We start from the raw sequence: 19,910 nt of genomic DNA on the forward strand, positions 1-19,910 counted from the left end.
AATGTTCCTTTCGTGGCAAGCGTTGAATCCTGACTAGGCTTTGGAGCAGTACAAGCTTAGATCAAGATTCAGTCTGCACCTTTAATCTACCAACAACTGGGTGACGGCGGCCGTGTTGAGGGCCCATTCGCTGGTGTAGACCTCATCAGCCTCGGGTTCTTCCACGAGTCGCAAGCCCTGGGCCTGTGCTTTGATGGTGAGCAGCTGCCCGATGTTGAGCTTGCTTTCGAGCTTGCGTAGCAGAGTTTGCACGCCGTGCAGATTCAGACCTTGCACCAACTGGCCGTCGAAGGGCATTTCAAGCCAGATTATTTCGCGCTTTCCCACGTCCAGCACCCCAAACACCAGCCCTTTGGCGAGGCCGCGCGTCACCCGCACCTGGTGCTGCACGCACGACGGGTCGTAGGCCACGCCGCTGCTGGAAATGCGCATGGGATGCTCGCTGCTCATCCAGCCTATTACCAGATTGGGCGTAATCGAGCCGTTGCTGTAGGCATTGCACGTAAAGGTCACGTACTTGGCCTGGGCCTGGTGCAGCGTCTCAACGTTGATGTCGATGTATTCGGCGGTGCCTACTTGGTCGGGAATGCTGCGGATGTCGCCGCTGTGTTTGCAGCCGGTAGCTACTAGCTGGCTAAAGGAGCAGTATTCGTTTTTGGTTGGGAAGGCAATGTAGCAGCTCAAGTCCATGTCGAGGTGCTGGGCGGGCAGGCCGGTGCCCCACTGCATGAAGAGCCGCAGCGTGTCGCCTTCTACCGCGAACCGGGTGCCCATGAGGGCGGCGGGCAGGTCCTGTACGGTCTCGCTCCGGTCGCCGATGGACACCGGCAGCTTGAACAGCATGGGAGCTATGTACATGGTTTGGTGGCTGGTGGGCTGGGCGGCAAACCGCTTCTGCATGGCCAGCAGGCACAAATCGGCCACGGCGGCCTGCATGGCTTGCAGCTGGTCGGCGTCGTAGAGGCTCAGCAGCTTATTGGCAGGAATGGACTTGCCCACGCCGCCCAGGGGTTTCACCGCCCGCTGGTGTTGCGGGTTGAAGTAGTTTTCGGCGTACATGCTCAGCGTGAACACCAGCCGGGCCGGAACCCGGTCTATCACTTCCCCAAAGGCGGCAATGGTGGGCTCGGGCCCGAACCAGAGCATGTTGGCAAACAAAGAGCGCGCAAACAGGCCCGGCCGCTGCTTGAGCAAGCCGAAGGTCTGCTCCGCGTCGGTGCGTAGCCGGAAGTAATTGACCCGCCCCTGCCACACCTCGTAGGTCTGGTTGTAGAACACGTCCAGCGTTTCTTTCAGCTTACCCAAAGCAGGCCGCTTGCTGTACTCGGCTAGGCGCAGGGCCCGGATAAACCGCACCCACATGCCGCGCTTGGGATGCATGATCTCGCAGAGTTGCGCCGGGCTTTGGGGCAGGGCATTCACCCAGCCGGCCACCATAGCGGCTTCGCGCCGGCTGTATTTGAGTTTCAGGTCGGCCGTGGCCTGGGCTTGGGCCTGGGCGCTCTGGCTGAGCTGGGGCAGCAGGTGGGTGCTGTTTTTCTGTTGCCGCCGCCGAATGGTTTTGGGCTCGATGAGCTGGAGGAAGCCGGTTTTCTTGTACCACAAATACCGCAGCACGTCGGTGGGCGAGGTGAAAAGCGGCTGCGCTTTTTCGGGCTGGTTGGCTTCCACGTACGCGTCAATCACCGCCATGAGGGTTTCCTTCATGGCGATGGGCACGTCGGCCGGAATGGGCAACTCGGCGAGCAGCAGCTTCAGGCTGTCGATCTGGGTGGCGTCGAGGGCGGTTTTGGAGGTCAGCAGGTCGCGCAGGAAGTTGCGCAGCTCAGCATCGGTCCATAGGTCCAGCACTTTGAGCTTGCTGCCCTGGCCGGTGTACTCAATCTGGCCGAACTCGAAGGGCGTGCCGCAGAACGGGCAGCCGTTGTAGCGCTCCAGCGGGAAGGTGTTGGGCGGAATGACGTGGCCACAGGGCAGGCGGGTGCCTTCGGCTTCGAAAATATTGGCGAAGAAGGTGATGAGATGGTCCACCCACCTTTCGCCGGTAGGCGTGTCCCAGGCTTTTACGAGCGGCGTCCAGTTCTTCTTAACGCCCATCACCTCCCGAAATGTGTCGAGCAGCTGCGCCTGAAACGCGGGGGTGCTGGCTTGCAGCGCCGCCAGCAGCGGCTCGGAAACGCCGTAGCCCAGCTTCGCCAGATTGGCGACCAACAGGGCCGTAGTGCCCGTGAGGGTCTCTTTCGGGCGCGGCGCGGGCACTTGCGCCAGGTATACCGCCTTCTGCCGCAAGCTGACCTTTAAGAAATTAGACATGAGGAGCAAGACATGAGAAGTGAGACAGATAGATGTTGGTCAGGAGCTTACTGGCAAGTTCAGGTGGCTGCACTGGCGGCTCGCTACTTGGCTGACTCATATCGTTGAAATTGGGGAGTTTCGAGAAAATATAGGGTGTGAAACAGGCCGGATTCGAACCGACGTTTTCGGAATGGAGGATTTGAAGTAAGCCTTACTTGACCCGGTTCGGGTAATGATAAAACTCAAAAGTTCCGACGTCCTAGACCACTAGACCACTGTTTCAAAAGGGTTACTCCGCCCCATCCAGCGGAAGTTGCGAAGTAAGAAACCAGCCGGTGACTGGCGAAAAAAGTGAAGCAGGTTGGACTCGAACCAACGACCCTAAGATCCTGAGAAGTAAGCTCTATTTGGCCTGACAGACGGTAATCGTGGCGCTTATTGGAGTTGAACCAAAGCCCCCATGGGGAACTTACCAGAGAAGTAAGCACCACTTGACCACAACCGGTAATTATAGAACTAATGCCTTATGCTCTACCAGCTGAGCTACTGCTTCAATACGTTAATTTTCTTGCTTCTCTGGCCGAAAGCACACAAAGAAGCCAGGTAATTGGGCTGCTATTTTTTTAGAGAAAAAGAAGTAAGCAACCCTTGACCTGGCCTTTGTCTGGCCGACAAACCGGATATTCAAGGAGGGCAAGATATAGGTTTCTCAACTCAACGGCAACTCAATTTACCGCCCGTACCACGCCCGCCGCGTCCGAATCAGCAGTTGCTCGGCGGCTTCTTTATCGGGGGCTTCGGGCAGCGCGGAGGCGGCGAAGGCCGCTTCTACCTGCGTCACCAGTTCTTCGGCTTGCGTTACCAGCTCCTCGTAGCCGAACTCGCCCCGGCGGATTTGCAGCAGGAATTCCCGGTTGGGGCGGCGCACGTGCAGCTGGCCGGTGCGGGCAATTTCCGCGGCCATCTGGAGCAGCCGAAATACGTGCAGCATGTTCTTGGCGTCGTAGTTTTTGCCGTGCTGCACGGTGTTTTGGTACCGCTCGGCGTTGCGCTTCTGCACCCAGTCGTGGTACTCGCGGTAGGCGCGGCAGTAGGTGCTGTAGCCGTTGCGGTTGAAGCTCAGGTAGGCCACCGGCTTCTCCCCTTTCGGCACGGCCGAAAGCTGCACATCCTGCGACGTTTCCGAGTCGCGCACGAGGCCGCGGTAGCCGTGCTGCCGGGCGGGCGTCTCGTCCACGAACAGGGCGTAGAGGTCTTGCAGGTGCGGCACGTTGGCCAGGCCGCACTGCGCGGCAGCCAGGCCCCGCCGTTCCAGCCAGGTAGCCACCGGCTGCGCCCCCGCCCCGGCCGTCACGTAGCAGAAGTCCAGCACCGATTTGCGGGCGGGCGGCTCGGGGTGGTTGATTTTCTTGTTCAGCCCCTTGGCCTTGCGAATCTGCGCCACGGCGTACTCCGCGAAACTTTGGCGGCAGAGCTTGGAAAGGAAGTCTTCGGCCCGAAATGCCTCGAACAGCGGGTGCCGGTAGATTACGCAGTCGGGCGGGGTGCCGAGCAGTTCCAGCACGGTGGGGTTGTTTTTGAGCAGCAGCTCCACGAAGCGGCGCAGCTCATAGAAGACCTCATCGTTGGTGTCATTGGCCACTTGCGGCACGTAGGTCAGGCCGTAGAACTCGGCTTCGGGCAGGATAAAGACGCCTTTCAGGTCGGTGTCGGAGTGCGGCAAGTCGGTACCGTAGGCGCGGCTGCCGCTGATGGCCTCGAAAAGAAGGAGGCCGCGCTGGCGCAAATCGGAGATGGTCATGGCCGCAAGGTAGGGTGAACTCGGTAGCCGTTTTAGTGCCTCACCCCCCGGCCGTCTCTCCTAGGGGAGAGGGGGAGCCAAACGACGATGGGCGCCGTTCGGCAAACCATTCTTGTTTGGAGATGCTGTTCTTCCCCACTCTCATAGCTCTGGACTTCAACCCTGAGAGTCCGTAGGAGCTGGCCCAACGTCCCAGGGCTGAAGCCCTGGGCTAGGTAGCGGAGACGTTATGGCACAGCTAGGAAAACGCTACGTAGCCCAGGGCTTCAGCCCTGGGAACCCCGGAGGCGTTGTTCAACGTCAGCAACGATGCGCGAAGCGGGAGCTTCGCGCTACAGCCAGCCGAGGAATAAATCGTTGAGGGCGGTGGTGGGATTGGGGTGCTGGGGTACCGGGAGCGTGTCGCGGGCGGTCAGGCTGGCTTCGTACTCTTCTTGCAGAAAAGCGGTCAGCGCCGCTGAACGAGGCACGGTGGTTTTCTCGTTGGCAGTGGCTTTGTGGGTCAGTAGCTCCTCCACCTCGCCACTGAGCGCCGACGGCAGCATCTCCCGCAGCGCCTGAAACGTCATGGGTGGTACTTCAGTGGGGCGCTCCCGAATCCAGCGGGCCGCCAGGGCGGAGCGCAGGGCGTAGAAGAGGCGCTTGAGACGCACGGTTTCGCCTGTTAGGTCGTCTTCTACCCCGCGGCGCACCAGGCCCAGGTAGTGGTGCAGGCCGGCGCGGGGGTTCCAGCAGGCCGGCAGCAAGGGCGCCAGGGCTTCCCGAAACTTCACCACTTCTTCGTACATCACCATCTTCTCGTGGTACACCACCGGCGACTGTAACCACTCGAACAAGGCCGCGTTGGAGCCGCGCAGCAGTTTCAGCGTTTTGCGCAGGTCCCAGCCGGCCAGGTCCAGTTCGTCGTCTACGGGAAAGTTGAGCGTGTCGGGGCCCTCGTCCAGGGTCAGGTACCAGTTGAGGGGTCGCACGTAGATGAAGCGCACGTCGTAGTCGGAATCCGGGGAGGGAAAGCCCCAGGCCCGGCTGCCCGACTCGCAGGCGTAGAGCACGCGGAGGCCGTGGGTGTCTTCGAGTCGGTAGAGGGCGTCTTGGATGCGGGTCTGCATGGGGCGGGGTCAGGGACTATTGGTATGTTTGAGCACCGTAGCGCGAAGCTCCCGCTTCGCGCATCGTTGAACGACTCGCGTTGCTGCTGCCTGCGGGTCGTTCAACCTCAGCAACGATGCGCGAAGCGGGAGCTTCGCGCTACGGTGTTCAGCTGGCGCGGTATCGGCTACTCGCTCCGCTCGTGCGCGGAACGGATTTACGCGCTACGGTACTGCTATATTCTTCATCCAAAAACCACGAGCGAATGGGCCTTTTCAACAAATTAATGGGCAAAGATGCCCGCATTCAAGTCAACTTTATCGACAACGCCACCGGCCAAAGCATCGGGGCCACGGAACTGACCCCGGAGCAACTGCCCGCCGCCTTCGACGTGGAGACAACGTTTACCATCAAGGAGCAACAGTGGAGCGTGGTAGAAGCCATTCCAACCACCGCCGCCGAGTTTACGCGCACCAAGCGCCTCACCCTGCGGCTCCATAAAATTGAGTACGTTAAGGCAGAAGACATTCTTTTCACCCTGCCCACCATCTCGAACGAGATTCCCGACGTGGAAGAAACGGCCCGGTTTCACGAATTCGAATTAAGCATCCTGGCCGATGACTGGCGGCAAAACGAGTTCCTGCCCGCCAATGCCGCGCCGCGCATTGCGGAGGAAGTTGCCGCCATTGAGGCTATCTGGCAGCAGCACAGCTCACCCGTCAATGCGTCGGGCATCCAAACTTTTCGCAAACTGCACGTCCGCACAGCCATCGGACTCCCCGGTCTTAGCCTCGATTTCGAGCAGCTGCGGGTGGTGCTCGGGGCGGAACGTTTCGGCAGCCTCAAATTCTACGACCAGCCCGGCTACGTCCGCAACGGCTTCGCCCTCGAAACCGCCAACGCCACCTACTACGGCATCCTGGAAGGCAGCACCGTCACGCAGCTGGGCATGGACGGCGTACAGGAAGAAGCTTTAGCCGAAGTACAAGCCGTAAACAAGGCCTTCGATCTGGTATTCGTGGTGTGGTACCACGCCCAGGTGGTGGGGTTGGAAGGTTGATAGTGCCTCCCGATGCGCCGGCGGTCCTGAGAGTGCTCTGTCTCCTAGCTTGCCAGATGCTTAAACAAGCTGGCATTGCCCCACGCTACCTTATTTGCATCCTGCCAATTCCACCGCCACCGTACAGTAAGGATTTTACTTATTTGAGGAAATTTTCTGTCCTCTCTCAGAGAGCAAACGTAAAAACATCTATGTTGAGGCCGTTCATCAACACTATTCTTATGAAAAGAAACTCGTTCGCCCGCTCTGCGGGAGCAGGTAATTTCATCGTTCTTTCTAAAAAGCGGCTATGAAAAAGATGGTTGCTTCCCTCTTCCGTGGCGTATTAGGTATTGCCCTGGGCATTGTCGCTCTATTAATCGTAGGATTAATAGTAGCCGGAGTACTTGATCAGGTGTGGGTCCATAACATAGAGGGCAAATCAATCGTCACAAAAGGCAAGGCAGAAGTTAGTAGTCTGCCCGACTCATCCACCATCAACACTTTAAACTAAACAACCATAATTGCCAACGTATCCTATTCATTTTCATTCAACAGATTTGAGAACACCAAGCCAGAGATTCTGGAAGACGAAGAGAAGTACAACCGCCGAGACTTAATTCCGGTCAACATAAACAGTCCCTTGTTCCGGAACCTTTTGGTGATGATTCTCTATAGAAAAGATGATAGTACGGGAGCCATATCGAACGTAAAAATTACGCTCAACGAACAGGAATGGGGAATGCCAGGCTTGATAAAGGAGGATGGCTCGGTCATGCAAACTATCATCCAAAAAACCATTCCCTTCGATATATCATGCAGCATTGAGCTGCTCGCTAGTTCAGAATACGGCATCACCTTACCACTGCCCTTTTCTCGTCACCGGGGAATTGTAAAGGGACAATACAACACGGTCCTTGGACATGCGCACGTAACCTTCCACGTTTTCAACAACGATTGAGAGCCTGCCAACACAGAAAAAGAAAACCCCTTCAGCAGCTGGAGGGGTTTTCTTTTTCTGTGTTGGCAGGCAACATCGGAGATTTTGGTGTTCCGCACGTTCCTTCCTCACTCTCACTGACTCTTCCGGAACCCTCGCTGACCCTTCCCGCATCCTCACTGACTCTTTCCTAACCCTCGCTCACTCTTCCCAAACCCTCGGGAAGGGTCAGCGAGGGTTTGGGAAGAACGTCCGAACCCTCGCCAGGAACGGCGGAGGGTTGGGGAAGAGTGAGCGAGGGTTTGGGAAGAGCTAAGCAACCCCAAATTCTGGTGGCGTACTATTTGGAAAACCACTTTGTCTCAACTATATTTCTGTGCTTCTATACTAGTAAACAGAAGCTGTATCACTTCACCCTTTTCTCTCTTTTATCATGGCGTACAAACTGCGTGAATCCGACTCCATTACCAAAGCCCAGCAGCGCCTGGCCGGCCTGCAAGCCATCGACCCTACCGGCCAGCTCGATCTGGGCAACGGGTACGGCATTGTAACTTATACGGCCGAAATAGCCGCGGCCCAGCAACAGTTAACAGCCTACAACGAGGCCCTGAAAATGCTCAGCGGCCTGAAAAACAAGGTGGATGCGGCCGAGAAGAAGCTGGACAAGTTCTCGTCGGGCGTGCTGACGGCCGTGGGGCAGAAATACACCAAGGACAGCACTGAGTACGAACAGGCCGGGGGCGTGCGTGAGAGTGAGCGGGCCAAACGCTCCGCCAAATCCCGCACTTCCACCAAGCCCACCGCTTAACCGAGCCTGGCCAAACGTAAAACAGCCGCGTCTTCCGGAAGGAAGGCGCGGCTGTTTTGCTATTTACTGTTTTGCGCGGTGCCCTCCACACAGGGCGGCACGAGGGAGCCTAGTCGTCGTCGGAGTCGCTGTTGAAGCCTTGTTTGATGCCGGTGTACTGCACGCCGGCCATCACCGCTTTGCTGTCCACTTTCACGCCTTTTTCGCTCACGCCCACGCCGGGAGCCTTCACGCCGCCTCGGCCGTTGCCGTTCACCTGCACGCCGCCGGCATTCACCTTGCCATTGCTCGACACCGATACGCCCGCGTCGTAGTCGCTCTGGCTCATGCCGAAACAGTTGATCTTGTTGTTCAACGATATCATCACCTTGCCCTCGGCCTTATCGTACATGGCGCAGCCCTGCTGGATCTGATAGCCACCGACTCTCTGGGCCGGGATGGAGTATATCACGTTGTCGCCGGCTTTGGTGTGGAGCAGCGCCTTCACCCGGCCGCCGGGCAGCAGGTTTTCCACCCACACCACCTTCGAGGAGCTAGCGTCTTTGGTGATAACCACGTCCTTCTCCGAAGCCTTGACATTGTCGGGTCCGATGAAGTTTTCTTGCTCATACTTGCCAAGCACGGTAGCCGCCGTGGTTTGCGCGAAACTTGCCGTGGAAAGCGCACAGGCAACGAAAAGGGAAAGGAGGTTTTTCATGCTTTTATTAAGAGTAGGTTGGTTTATACTGGTGCCAGTAGACGAATATCGTACCAACTTAATTTTAATCCAGTTTATCAAATTATTTTCTTGACGGTATCTAGTGCAAGTAGACTTACAGCCAAGATCCTATAACTGCTTCAGCTACGTAGGGAAGATGCCAAGTAAGCACAGAGCCTGTCTTGATACCGCTCATGTATAAACTGATACGCACAGAACGATGATACGCATTGCGGCCCGAGCTTTCGATGAATTCCGCACTATGCTGGCCTCTCTTGAGGCTTCCGTAGTGCAGGACGTGTATGCTATTTCTTTCTGGAAAGACAATTTGGATGACGACCCGCGCCAGCCGGTAGTGCGAGCAGGCTACAATACGCTCACGCAGTACCAGGCTACTATTGCCGAGGCCTCGAGCCCGGAAGAGGCCAAATGGAATTTCGCCTTCTGGCTCCAGAATGAGGAAGTAACCATTGGCGCCGAAGACCCGGAGTTCACCCAATGGCTCCAAAGCACTCCTTCTTACTACAGCAACGAAGAGTATGAGGCGGCCGAGGAAAATGATGATGCAACAGCCCTGGCCACCATGCGGCAGCAGGACGCAAGAATTCAGGCCGAGTTCATGGACATGATTATCCTGCTCGCCCAGCGCCTGCACGCCGAAGGAATCATTCAGCGCACATTTGGGCGGTCACTCCCCATCATCATTCACGAGCTGGAATACTACGCAGAGCCGCTGAGTTGGACGAGAAAAGCAAACCCCGCCGGCCTGACCGCGGAGTTCGAGCACTGGGCGCAGGCGGGCTACTAGCTTGTAAATGGCGCAAGTTTTCGGCCGGGATGCGGATGGCAGCGGAACAGAATTGCGCCGAATACGAGCAGACAGGCGGTGCTATGCATGGGGCGAATACAACCTAAAAGTCGCTCGGTTTCAAATCTAAGGCATAGGCGAAAACGCTACTTGCCAAAATTTACTACCGTGTTGGAAGCAGGGCGCTCCTTGGTACGTACGGAATGCGCGGGCTTAGCCGCGGGCACCCAGGGCGCCTTGCCAAACTGACCGAAATCGGAGTAGTTGCCGAGCACCGAGAACTGCTCAAACACGAACGGCATGCCTTCGGCGCCCAACGGAGAATTTTGATCGGCTACGTGCAAATGCAGATGGGGTCCCGTGGTTTGGCCAGTGAAGCCCAGGGCGGCGAGGGCTTGGCCTTTTCGCACGCGCTGGCCTAGCCCGACGGCGATACTGCCCGGTTGCAGATGCTCGTAGAACACTACCCGTCCCTCGCCTATTGCCAAGGCAATGTAGTTGCCGGTTGCTTGGCTTGGATCTGATTGCACGTGCTGTGCTATCGAAGGGCTTTCCATAGCATCGGTTTTAACGGCAACGATAGTACCATCGTGCACTGCTAGCACACGAGAGCCGTAGCCGTACCAGTTAGTCACCTTATCCTCGGGTTGCTTGGCATAATGCCCTTGGCGGTCGAGCTTAATAAAATCGATGGCGTAGCGGCCTGGAATACGCGCCGTGCCATTCACTGTGTACAGCACCCGGCGATGTCCCCGGGCCCAGGCCGGGTCGTACACTGCGGCCCAAGGTCCCGCCGTTAGTGGCGGCCCCAGCACCAGCGGCTGCTTAGCCGATACTCGCGTGACGGCTCCGGCCACCGTAAACGGCTTTTCCCGGTTCGGGGCCAGGGTAAGGCGGTGCACTAGCCTCGCTCCTTCAGAACGATGAGCGGACGGCAGAGTCAACTCCACGTAGAGCGTCGCGAAAGCACCCGGCGCCAGGGTAGTCGACTGCGGGCCGCGCCCAGCACCCGGCCCATGTATTCGGTTGCGCAACGCCGCTTGGTCGAAGGTAACAAGGGAGGACACGGTAGCAGAATCCACTACTTCAAGCTGCTGCAGCGCCAGCGAATCACTGGAAAAGTTAAGAACCCTTACCTCGTAGCACAGCGTGGGCACTTGGTTGATGGTCACCACTTCCGGCGCCAGTGGCACCTGCATGTCCGCTGCTTGGCGGTACCCTTGGCTTGCGGCACCATGCGGATGACCCCACGCCGTGAGCATCATTCCGAGAACAGGCCCATAAAGCCGCCCCCTCCAACTAGTCTTTAGTTGATTCCTCATTACGTTTCCGTCTTTTGCCTCACTCCAACTACAAGCGCGGGTCCACGGCTTCGCTTTCCAGCGCCAGCACCCCAAATACGCATTGGTGCACTTCCCGCAACGGAGCACCGGCCACGAAACGCTCCAGGCCCTCTACTCCTAGCGCAAACTCCCGCAGCGCCAGGTTGCGCTTGGCTTTCACGGACCGTTCGCGCAAACGTTCCAGGTTGCCGGGCAGCAGGTAGTCGGGGCCGTAGATGATGCGCAGGTACTCGCGGCCCCGGCACTTGAGGGCCGGCTGCACCAGGTTTCTTTGGCCCGCCGGGATGAAGTCGTAGGGCTTGACCACCATGCCTTCGCCGCCGGCCGCGGTGAGGTCGGTCCACCACTGGGTGGCGGCTTCCACGTCGGCAATGTCCTGAAGATGCACTACGCGGTAGGGCGTGGCGCGGAGCAAGGCTTGGTCGGCGAGGCAGAGGCCGCGTAGCGTTTCCATGTGCCAGGCGTGGTCCTTGTCGAAGTAGGTGCGGCCCTCGGTGGCGAGCAGGTGGAAGGGCGCCAGGCGCAAATCGGCGAGGCTGTGCACGGGCCAGCAGTAGCGGCGGTAGGCCTGGGCGTAGTGCGCGGCGGCGGTTTGGCGGGCCGTCGTGCGGGCCAGCAGGGCTTCCACCCCATCGAGGCCGCGCGTGGCGGCCTGGCTGAGGGCGGCCGCCGCTTGGGGCAGTGCGGCGGTAGCCGCCGCGGCCACGGCGGCGTACTGGCTCTTAATCAGCTCCTGCGCCTTCGCCGACCACGGCAGCAGTTCGGCGTCGAGGCAAAGCCAGTCGGTTTGGAATTTCTCCCAGAAGCCGGCCGTGGTCAGGGCTTGCTGCAACCGTTCGAGGAAGGCGGCTTCGAGAGTGGCGTCGGTGAAAAAGTTGCGGCCGGTGCGGGTATAGCATTTGCCTGGCCCCTCGCCCACCACCCCGAAGCGGCGGCGGGCAGCGTCTTCATCTTTGGCCAACACCACTACCACGCGGCTGCCCATGTGCTTTTCCTCGCACACCACGCGCTCCAGACCCTGCCGACGGAAATACTCGAAAGCTTCGGCCGGATGCTCCAGCTGGTCGGGCAGGGCGCTGGTTTCGGACGGACTCATGGTGGGCGGCAGGTAAAGCAGCCACTTCGGGTTGAGGGCAAAGCGGCTCATCACCTCCAGCGCCGCCGTGGCATTCTCCTCCCGAATCGTGACCGAAGGCAGCAAACGCGTCTTGATGATCTGCTTGCCCAGCACGTCGCGGATGTCGAGCAGGTCGTCGTGCTGCTGCTGGGCGGTGAGGTCGTTTTTCGTGGTTTGTTTTTCGTGGTTCGTGGTGGGGTCGTCTGATGAGTCCGGCGATGAATCTAGGGGCGAAAAACGATCAACGGGCAACGAAAAACGATTCAGGGGGCGTGCGGGCGCGCAGTAGACCTGGGCGGCGGGCACGGCTACTAGTTCCCGCTCGGGGTAGCGCAGGGCGGTGAGGCGGCCACCGAACACGCAGCCCGTATCGATATCGATGGTGTTGTTGAGCCATTCGGGGTCGGGCACGGGCGTATGGCCGAACACTACGGTGGCGCGGCCCCGGTACTCGGCGGCCCAGTTATAGCGCACGGGCAGGCCGAACTCGTCAATCTCGCCGGTGGTTTCCCCGAACAGCGCGAAGGCCCGCACGGCGCCGGAGCCACGGCCCTGCATTTCCTCGCGCATACCGGCGTGGGCCACCACCAGCCGCCCGCCATCGAGCACGTAGTGGCTCACCAGTCCATCGAGGAACTGGCGCACTTGGCCCTTAAATCCATCCGACTCCGGGGTCAATTGCGCCAGCGTGGCCGCGAAACCGTGCTGCTCATTCACCTTTTTGCCGGTGAGGTGGCGCAGCAGCTTGATGTCGTGGTTGCCGGGCACGCACAGTGCCAAGCCATCCCGCACCATGCGCATCACGAGGCGCAGCACCCGCGGCGAAGCCGGTCCCCGGTCCACGAGGTCGCCTAGGAAAATAACGCGGCGGGCCTCCGTCGCCGCAACGCCGTCTGGTTGGGGGGAGGCAAACACGCGCACGCCCAAATCTCGCGCATCCTCAATGGGCTCCTCCTCTACCGTGTAGCCTAGCTTGGCAAGCAGCTGCACCAGTTCGTCGTAGCAGCCGTGCACGTCGCCGATGATGTCGAAGGGGCCGGTTTCGTGCTTGCGGTTGCTGTAGAGCGGGTCGCGGTTGATGTGCTGCACCGCGTCTATTTCTTCGGGGCCGCGCAGGTGGAAGATGTGGCGGAACCCTTCCTGCTTGAGGCTTTTGAGACTGCGGCGCAGCTGCTGGCGCTGCTGGGGCACCACGTGGCGGCCCATATGCTGCCGCTCGGCGCGGTTGCGGTTGCGGTCCTCGGCCACGCGGTCGGGCACGTCGAGGACAATGGCAGTGGGCAGCACGTGGTAGTCGCGGGCCAGCTGCACGAGGGTTTTGCGGGCTTCGGGCTGTACGTTGGTCGCATCGACCACCGTGAGCAGGCCGCGCTTGAGGCGCAGGCCCACTATATAATGCAGCAGCGCAAACGCCTCCGGCGTGGCCGATTGGTCATTCTCGTCGTCGGAAACCAGGGCGCGGCAGTGGTCGGAAGAAACGATTTCGGTGGCCCGGAACAGACGCCGCGCGAAGGTAGATTTGCCCGCGCCGGACGTGCCGATGAGCAGGACAAGCGAGAGTTCAGGGACGCGCAGGGTGGTAGCAGGCATAGAGGCGAGACAATAAAGAGGTGAGATGAGGGCTAGCTGGTTATGCTACCCGCTGAAGCTTCCGTGCAGAATAGTGTGCCAGCAAAACTATTTCATTTAAATGGTCGTGGGAAATAAAGCTTGCCCACCAATCAAACTCCCTGACAGCATTGGCCAGCATACTATCTACCAAGTGTATACTTTAGAGCGGTTTCGAGAACAGTATACTCATCTTGAGCCCAATAGCCCAGGAGGTCAAAGCTTCGTCGCGGGCCGCTACGTTGCGCAGCCTTGAGCCCACTAGCCCAGTGTTGACCGGTTGCCCCCTGGGCTAGCGGGCTCAAGGCTGCCCATGAAACTGCTATAATGATGGACCGCGTAGCGGTAGAAGGCTTGTAGATTTACCGTGTCTCTCTCGCATCTTGCGCCGCGTAGCGGTGCCAGAATATTGCATAGTGATTTATGCCCAACACTTACACTCAACTGTACATCCATTTAGTGTTCGCAGTGCATGGCCGCGACCGGCTGATTCAAGAGCCTATTCGTGAGCGGGTACAGCAATATATCTGTGGTATTGTCCGAGAGCAGCGGCACAAGCCGTTGGCCATCTATTGCATGCCTGATCATGTCCATTTGCTGGTTGGGCTGCACCCAGACCAATCTATTGCGGAGCTGGTACGCCACGTAAAAAGCAGCTCCAGCACTTGGCTCAATGCCAATCATCTGCTGACCAGTCGCTTTGAATGGCAGCGGGGGTACGGGGCATTTTCATACGCACAATCGCAGTTAGATACTGTGATTCAATACATCCAGCGTCAGCCCATGCACCACACCCGCCTTACTTTTCGAGAGGAATACGTGAGCTTGTTACAACGATTTGCTGTGGAGTATAATGAGCGTTACTTGTTTGAGTGGCTTGATTAGAATTAGAATGCCGCGGTGTTTCGGCTCTACTTCTTCCTTGGCTCAAGGCCCAACGGTTCTGGCACCGCTACGCGGCGCAGGCAATCTACAGACTTGTTTTCCTACAAACCTACGGACCGCTACGCGGTCAGGATGATGCCATACCGCAATTAGTTACATCGGTCCTAGCTACACCGCAACCAGCTACATTGACCTTATCTTTTCTTAAGGCTATGCTTTTACTTGCTCTGTAATCATCTGCCAAGTAATCATCACATGCCAACACGTAATTTCTTCCTACAATTTCCTTGCAAGCGCAGCACATGACGCTAGACGAATACAAACAACAGTTTACGGAGGACGACGCGGTGGGCTGGCTCTCAATGGACCAGGCTCTGGAGAAGTTGTATCCCGACCAGGAACCGCGGCACTACGCGCCTGCGCTGCATTACCAAGTGGGCGGCAACGACCCGCTCGATGGCGTCAGTATCTATGACTCGGCAGGCTCGGCAGCGCATCGGCATATTGTTAGCTACGGCATGTCGGAGCTGTATTACAACGAAGATGCCGTGGAGAATGAGTTCAGCAAATGGGGCTTCGAATTCACGTTTCGGCTCAAGCCCTTTGCCGAGGATGAAGCCGATCCGCTGTGGGTCACGCAAATGATGAATAATCTGGCGCGCTACGTCATTAGCAGCGGACGGTGGTTCGAGGAATACCATTTCGTGCCGGCCAAGGGACCCATACGCCTCAACACCGAAACCGACATAGTGGGCCTGGCTTTCGTGCTCGACCCCGAATTAGGCCGAATTGCAACGCCGCACGGGGAAGTGTCTTTTCTGCAAATGGTCGGCATCACGGAAGCCGATCTTGCGATGCTCTATAAGAATCCTACCCAAGCCGCCGTGCAGGAGTTACTCACGTCTCTACAAGCCACGAATCCGTTGTTGATAACGGACCTAACGAGGAAGAATTAATACGCACAATCAACCAAAGATAGTTTCTACTTCTCAACCCGATGGTCCTTAATACCTTAAGCAAGCTTGGTTTATTTGAAAATCAGAAATACTCGCACGAGCATTTTTTATTCTACGATTTTAACACGCAGCATAAGGAAGTCTGGGAGCAATACCAGAACTACACGGCCGTGGATATTTCCAACGATGGCACGCTATTCTTACTCACGAAAGATTGCGTGTACCGTGGCACCAATAAAAAGGAGCTTATCGTTGTAGACCGAGCAACACAAGCAGTTGTCTTCTCCACGCGAGACTATTTCGTGTACGATGCCAAACTTGACCACACTTCGCAGAAGCTGTTGCTCGTGGTAAATAACAAGAAGCCGTTTTGCCTCGATCTGGCTGCACAAGCCAAGACGGCCGAAATGCCCAAGAATATCCGTTTATTCCGGGGCGACTTAGATATTCTTACCAATTCGTTTTATGCGCCTAGTGAAATTCAAAATAACGTCTGCTATAGTTTCGATTACGCGACGGGCAACACGTCCACTCATTCTTTCCCGGTGAATTCCAGAATTACACAGCTTAAATTTTCGCGCGATTATCAGAGGCTATTCTTTATCACCATTGATAATAAATTGTGCTGTTACAACAGAAATTTTGAGCGTATATGGCAAGTTGATTTTAATTCGCTCGGCCCAAAAGACGGACGAATTTCCGCCTCCTCCATTTTCGTTTCCGAGGACAACCGCCTGCTGTGCCTACCAGTCAGCGCCACCGAAAAGAATGCCTGGGGAGAAGAATATGTTATCAACGCCGATACGGGCGCACTAGAGCACAGAATACAAGCTTACCAGCACCGAGGCCGAATCATGGCCGATTATTTCGGCACCAAGGTTCTGCTGCACGGGGGCCGGACGCTGGACCTAGTATCGGCGGAAGTTTCCCCGGAAAGCTTATTCGAGTTTGAATAAGCTGCTAACAGCGGGCACTTTACAGCAGCACGTCCAGCGTTAGAGTGGGAAAAGCCACCAGTCGACGGCCCGTCACCACCATGTCCGCAGCGTCATACTTATACTCCGCCCGATAGCCGTTAACCAGCAGCAGGTTCACGCCCGTTCGGAAACGCTCACTGAAGCGCAGGTTGGCGCCAAACCCGCCACCCACGTTCCAGTCGGTAAGCACGCCGCTGTTGCCGGCCAGCGCCCAATGGTAGGAGGAGCAGACGGCGCCCAGGCCCACAAGCGGCTCCACCAGCTTCGAGCGGGTGGGCAGATAATACGTGAGCAGCCCTATGCCCGCCAGGCCGTATTCGTACTTCCGGTCGTAGTCGAATTGCCGGGCGCCGGCCACTTTAACGCCCCAACGCTCGGTGAAGCGGTAGTCCGATTGCAGGCCCACTGCTTTGTAGGTACCGAACAGCCCGACAGATAGTTTGCGGTTCGAGTAGCCCGCGCCAGAAATGCCGGCGTCTTGTCCAAACGCGGATAAGGAAGTCAGCCAGAAAACGGCGAGTAAAACGTTTTTCATTCTCTTCAATTAAGATGTTGATGTTGTACTAGCCTCGTTTCAACGACGACCGGGCGGGCGGCGGAAAGCCGCCTGCCCGGCAACCGGCGCGGCACGTAGTTTACCCGCCCATTTCAAACACCGCCAGCTGCGACGGAGCCCCTACTCCTTCCGCCTCCGGCCCTAGCGGCTCCACCCGCACGCGGTAGCCGTGGCGCCCAGCCACTCCCGCAGCCCACTCCGCGAACTGCGCCCGCGTCCACTCGAAGCGGTGGTCGGCGTGGCGGAACTCGCCGGCGGAGAGGGTTTCGTAGCGCTGGTTGTAGTCGGCGTTGGGGGTGGTGACGAGCACGGCACCGGGCCGGGCGCGGGCAAAAACCACTTGTTCAAACGCCGCCAGCCGGCCCTCATCCAAGTGCTCAATAACCTCCACTACGGCCGCCGCGTCGTAGCCTGCCAGGCGCGGGTCGTGGTAGAGCAAGGAGCCTTGCAGCAGCGTGAGCCGCTCGCGCTGGCGCGGGGGCATCTCGGCCACATGCAACCGCTCGTGGGCCCGCTGTAGCTCCCGGTGCGAAACGTCCATGCCCAACACGTGCTCTACGTGCGGGATTTGCAGCAGCCGGCGCAGCAGTTTGCCTTCACCGCAGCCCAGGTCCAGCACCCGCTTGGCACCCAAACGCCGGATTTCCGCGGCCACGTGGTCAAGGCGCAGATCGTGGAGGGACTGAGCCGCCCGTTGCGGCGTATCGGCGGCGAGGAAAGGCGTTTCAGTCGCCTTCGCCGCGTACTCGGCAGACGTATTTGTCGTCCCGGAAGCGCCCGCCGAGTACTTGGCGGGCGCTTCCGGAGTTTGTGAAGGGCCTGCTGAGTTGTCGGGAGGGGCTACCGGAGTTGCGGTAGGGCCTGCTGAGTTGTCGACACGGTATTTCGGCATTTCCGTAGCTGCCGACGGCCAACCGGTAAGCGGTTCCGGCAGCCCGGCGGTACCCTCATCCCCTTCCAGCAGCCGTTCCAGCGTGGGGTTCACGTACTCGGCGAAGCGCAGGTAGCGGCGGGTGATGAATTCCCGGTCGGGGTGGCGGGGCAGCCACTCGCTGCCGCGCCGTAGCAGCTTGTCGGCTTCGCCATCGCCGATCCAGTAGTGTTTGTCGCCGCGGTCCAGCACGGGAATGAGCACGTAGAGGTGGCTAAGCAGCTCGCGCAGGCGCAGGGCCGGGTGGCGCAGGCGCAGCGTGAAGTAGCGGCTCTCGCCCCACTCCGGCACGGTAGGGTCGAGCGGGTGGGCCTCGGTTTCGACTTCGTAGCCCAGGGGCAGAAACAGGCGCCGGAGCTGCTCGGCATTGGCGGCCGGCAGGGCCGCCACGGCGGCTTCGAGGGGCAGCAGCGTGTCGGGCAGCTCCGGGCGGTCCTTACAGGTGCCGTTCAGCGCCGTGTTGAAGGCCTTCACCAGCGCGGTGCTCAGAAAGGAAGAAGCCGCGTAGGGCCTGTCATTCACGTACTGTTCCAGCGCGAATCCTTCGCCGGCCGGGCCGCGGTGGTTGCGCACCAGCCCAATCGGGTCGATGTCGAGCAGCAGGGCCACGGTGCAGCGCGCGGCAGTGGCTTCGGGGTAGAAAACGTGGGCCTGCCCGTAGGCAATATCAATGGATTGCAGCCGCGCGGGATTCTTGTGCAGCAGGTAGCCCAGGTCGGTGGCGGGCTGGTGGGTGGTGGAGATGGTGAGCAGCATCGACGCGAAATACTTGAGGCAACAATGTAAGCGTCCGTGGGCGTATCCGCGCTGATAGCCGCTGTTTTCTCTGGTTGCTGAGCCCCGTTCCGCTACATTTACCGCTATGGCGCAGCCCTACCTTGCTTGGCAGGCGTGCCTCTTACTTCGCCATCCCTCTTCCCTATTCAATGAAGCACCTTCTACTCGGCCTCCTCCTATTTCTCTGCGGCTGCTCGTCCAACCAAGAACAGCCATCCGACCAAAACCAAACGCCCGCCCAGCAGCCCACGGGCTTGCGGGGCAAGTGGTACTATACTGCCTATACCGACTCCACCGTTTTGGAAAGAACCATTTACAAATACGCCGGAACCTGCGCCAGCATGGCTTACCTGCTGGATTTCTCGCCCGAACACCCGGACACCTGCGCGTTCGTGGGGTATCACGAATCGGCCCGCCTGCCGGTACGTGCTACCGGACCCAACACCTACCGTGCGGGCACTGACCCCGACACCGCCGTTTTTGGGCAGTACTGGGAAATCAAGCGCACGCGCCGAAATCAGCAGGAATGCCTGGAGCTGAAAGAACGCTGGAACTCCGCCGCCGACGAGAAGGAGCGGGCCGATCCGCGCACCTACCTTTTCTTTCGCCGAAAAACGGATTTCCCTACTTCAGAAGCGGCCTTGCAGCGCTATTTCGCGCAACATCTGCTAGCCGGCACCTACCGCGATACCACCACCAAGCAGGTGGTGCAGTTGCTGCCTAACCTGCGCGTCAGGGGCCTGGGAGCCGCCGACACATTTACCTTTCGCATTGACTATTGGGAGATTAATCCGCAACGCGACATCCTCGATTTAGTTGACACCGACCGGGATTCTGTCCAAAGCCTGCACTGGTTTTTCGAAAAGGACTTTCTGATTCTCCAATCCGTCACCGACACGTTCAACGAAGAAGGCGACTACCAAGACTCCGTGCCCGACAGCACGCTGCACGTACTAGAGCGGATTGGCGCGTAGCATCCCCGGTGCCTGAATGACGGAGTGCTCTACCAGTGTCATTCCTATTTTGAAGGCAGCTTTCATAGATCTAGAACCGCGAAACCGCTATCTACCCCACGTTACGGACTAGCCGCGTAGCGGCTAAAGGTTTGTAGTCCCGGTAGGTTCGGAATATTGCGCCGCGTAGCGGTGCCAGAGACGCCCGCCACTCTGGCACCGCTACGCGGCGCGAGGTCGTTACGAGGCCGGGTGTTCTACAAGCCTTCCACCGCTACGCGGCTAGCCCGCAACGTGGAGTAGCTAACCCAAGTTGCGGACAACTAAAAA

General features: G+C 58.6%; 16 protein-coding genes and 1 tRNA gene. 8 read left to right on the forward strand and 9 right to left on the reverse strand.

All coding sequences use genetic code 11. The annotated features are described in order from the left end of the window. Positions 1-81: 81 nt before the first annotated feature. From ACYSMN_RS07840 to ACYSMN_RS07855, 4 genes are all read right to left on the reverse strand, one after another. Positions 82-2,313, reverse strand: coding sequence for a hypothetical protein (locus ACYSMN_RS07840; protein ID WP_488923304.1), 2,232 nt, complete (start codon positions 2,311-2,313; stop codon positions 82-84). Positions 2,314-2,451: 138 nt separating this feature from the next. Continuing rightward, positions 2,452-2,577 (reverse strand) — tRNA-OTHER (locus tag ACYSMN_RS07845). Between the two features lie 448 nt (positions 2,578-3,025). After that, positions 3,026-4,096, reverse strand: a complete 1,071-nt coding sequence (locus ACYSMN_RS07850) for a DNA polymerase beta superfamily protein (protein ID WP_488923305.1) — start codon at positions 4,094-4,096, stop codon at positions 3,026-3,028. Positions 4,097-4,428: 332 nt separating this feature from the next. Then, positions 4,429-5,205, reverse strand: coding sequence for a nucleotidyltransferase domain-containing protein (locus ACYSMN_RS07855; protein ID WP_488923306.1), 777 nt, complete (start codon positions 5,203-5,205; stop codon positions 4,429-4,431). 116 nt (positions 5,206-5,321) lie between these two features. Here ACYSMN_RS07855 and ACYSMN_RS07860 point away from each other — a divergent pair, with 116 nt between their 5' ends. The 3 genes from ACYSMN_RS07860 to ACYSMN_RS07870 all read left to right on the forward strand — a co-directional run bounded on the left by ACYSMN_RS07860 (position 5,322) and on the right by ACYSMN_RS07870 (position 7,972). Beyond that, entirely contained in the window at positions 5,322-6,245 is a 924-nt protein-coding gene (locus tag ACYSMN_RS07860; RefSeq protein WP_488923307.1) for a hypothetical protein, read from the forward strand. 289 nt (positions 6,246-6,534) lie between these two features. Beyond that, positions 6,535-6,738, forward strand: a complete 204-nt coding sequence (locus ACYSMN_RS07865) for a hypothetical protein (protein WP_488923308.1) — start codon at positions 6,535-6,537, stop codon at positions 6,736-6,738. Between the two features lie 859 nt (positions 6,739-7,597). Next, a complete protein-coding gene (locus ACYSMN_RS07870; protein ID WP_488923309.1) occupies positions 7,598-7,972 on the forward strand; it encodes a hypothetical protein in 375 nt (124 codons plus the stop codon). A gap of 109 nt (positions 7,973-8,081) precedes the next feature. On the opposite strand, the gene ACYSMN_RS07875 is transcribed toward ACYSMN_RS07870, so the two are convergent. Continuing rightward, entirely contained in the window at positions 8,082-8,669 is a 588-nt protein-coding gene (locus ACYSMN_RS07875; protein ID WP_488923310.1) for a hypothetical protein, read from the reverse strand. A gap of 220 nt (positions 8,670-8,889) precedes the next feature. Between ACYSMN_RS07875 and ACYSMN_RS07880 the strand changes: the two genes are divergently transcribed. After that, positions 8,890-9,477 (forward strand): hypothetical protein, encoded by a 588-nt coding sequence (locus ACYSMN_RS07880; RefSeq protein ID WP_488923311.1) that lies wholly within the window; start codon positions 8,890-8,892, stop codon positions 9,475-9,477. A gap of 146 nt (positions 9,478-9,623) precedes the next feature. On the opposite strand, the gene ACYSMN_RS07885 is transcribed toward ACYSMN_RS07880, so the two are convergent. Together ACYSMN_RS07885 and ACYSMN_RS07890 are read right to left on the reverse strand one after the other, a co-directional pair. Beyond that, positions 9,624-10,676 (reverse strand): M23 family metallopeptidase, encoded by a 1,053-nt coding sequence (locus ACYSMN_RS07885; protein ID WP_488923312.1) that lies wholly within the window; start codon positions 10,674-10,676, stop codon positions 9,624-9,626. Between the two features lie 151 nt (positions 10,677-10,827). After that, on the reverse strand, positions 10,828-13,527 hold the full coding sequence (locus ACYSMN_RS07890; protein ID WP_488923313.1) for a polynucleotide kinase-phosphatase: 2,700 nt from the start codon (positions 13,525-13,527) through the stop codon (positions 10,828-10,830). Positions 13,528-13,968: 441 nt separating this feature from the next. Here ACYSMN_RS07890 and tnpA point away from each other — a divergent pair, with 441 nt between their 5' ends. The 3 genes from tnpA to ACYSMN_RS07905 all read left to right on the forward strand — a co-directional run bounded on the left by tnpA (position 13,969) and on the right by ACYSMN_RS07905 (position 16,342). Continuing rightward, on the forward strand, positions 13,969-14,430 hold the full coding sequence (tnpA, locus tag ACYSMN_RS07895) for an IS200/IS605 family transposase (RefSeq protein WP_488923314.1): 462 nt from the start codon (positions 13,969-13,971) through the stop codon (positions 14,428-14,430). Positions 14,431-14,732: 302 nt separating this feature from the next. Next, on the forward strand, positions 14,733-15,386 hold the full coding sequence (locus ACYSMN_RS07900; protein WP_488923315.1) for a suppressor of fused domain protein: 654 nt from the start codon (positions 14,733-14,735) through the stop codon (positions 15,384-15,386). Between the two features lie 41 nt (positions 15,387-15,427). Then, positions 15,428-16,342: a hypothetical protein gene (locus ACYSMN_RS07905; RefSeq protein WP_488923316.1), complete on the forward strand. Its 915-nt coding sequence runs from the start codon at positions 15,428-15,430 to the stop codon at positions 16,340-16,342. A 19-nt stretch (positions 16,343-16,361) separates the two neighbouring features. Here ACYSMN_RS07905 and ACYSMN_RS07910 read toward each other — a convergent pair whose 3' ends face one another. Then, a complete protein-coding gene (locus ACYSMN_RS07910) occupies positions 16,362-16,898 on the reverse strand; it encodes a hypothetical protein (protein WP_488923317.1) in 537 nt (178 codons plus the stop codon). A gap of 100 nt (positions 16,899-16,998) precedes the next feature. Beyond that, a complete protein-coding gene (locus ACYSMN_RS07915) occupies positions 16,999-18,606 on the reverse strand; it encodes a 3' terminal RNA ribose 2'-O-methyltransferase Hen1 (RefSeq protein ID WP_488923318.1) in 1,608 nt (535 codons plus the stop codon). Between the two features lie 170 nt (positions 18,607-18,776). On the opposite strand from ACYSMN_RS07915, the gene ACYSMN_RS07920 reads away from it, so the two are divergent. Then, complete coding sequence (locus tag ACYSMN_RS07920) at positions 18,777-19,601, forward strand: hypothetical protein (RefSeq protein WP_488923319.1); 825 nt, start codon at positions 18,777-18,779, stop codon at positions 19,599-19,601. The last annotated feature ends 309 nt before the right edge of the window (positions 19,602-19,910 follow it).

The sequence above is a fragment of the Hymenobacter sp. M1-2 genome (assembly GCF_057808495.1).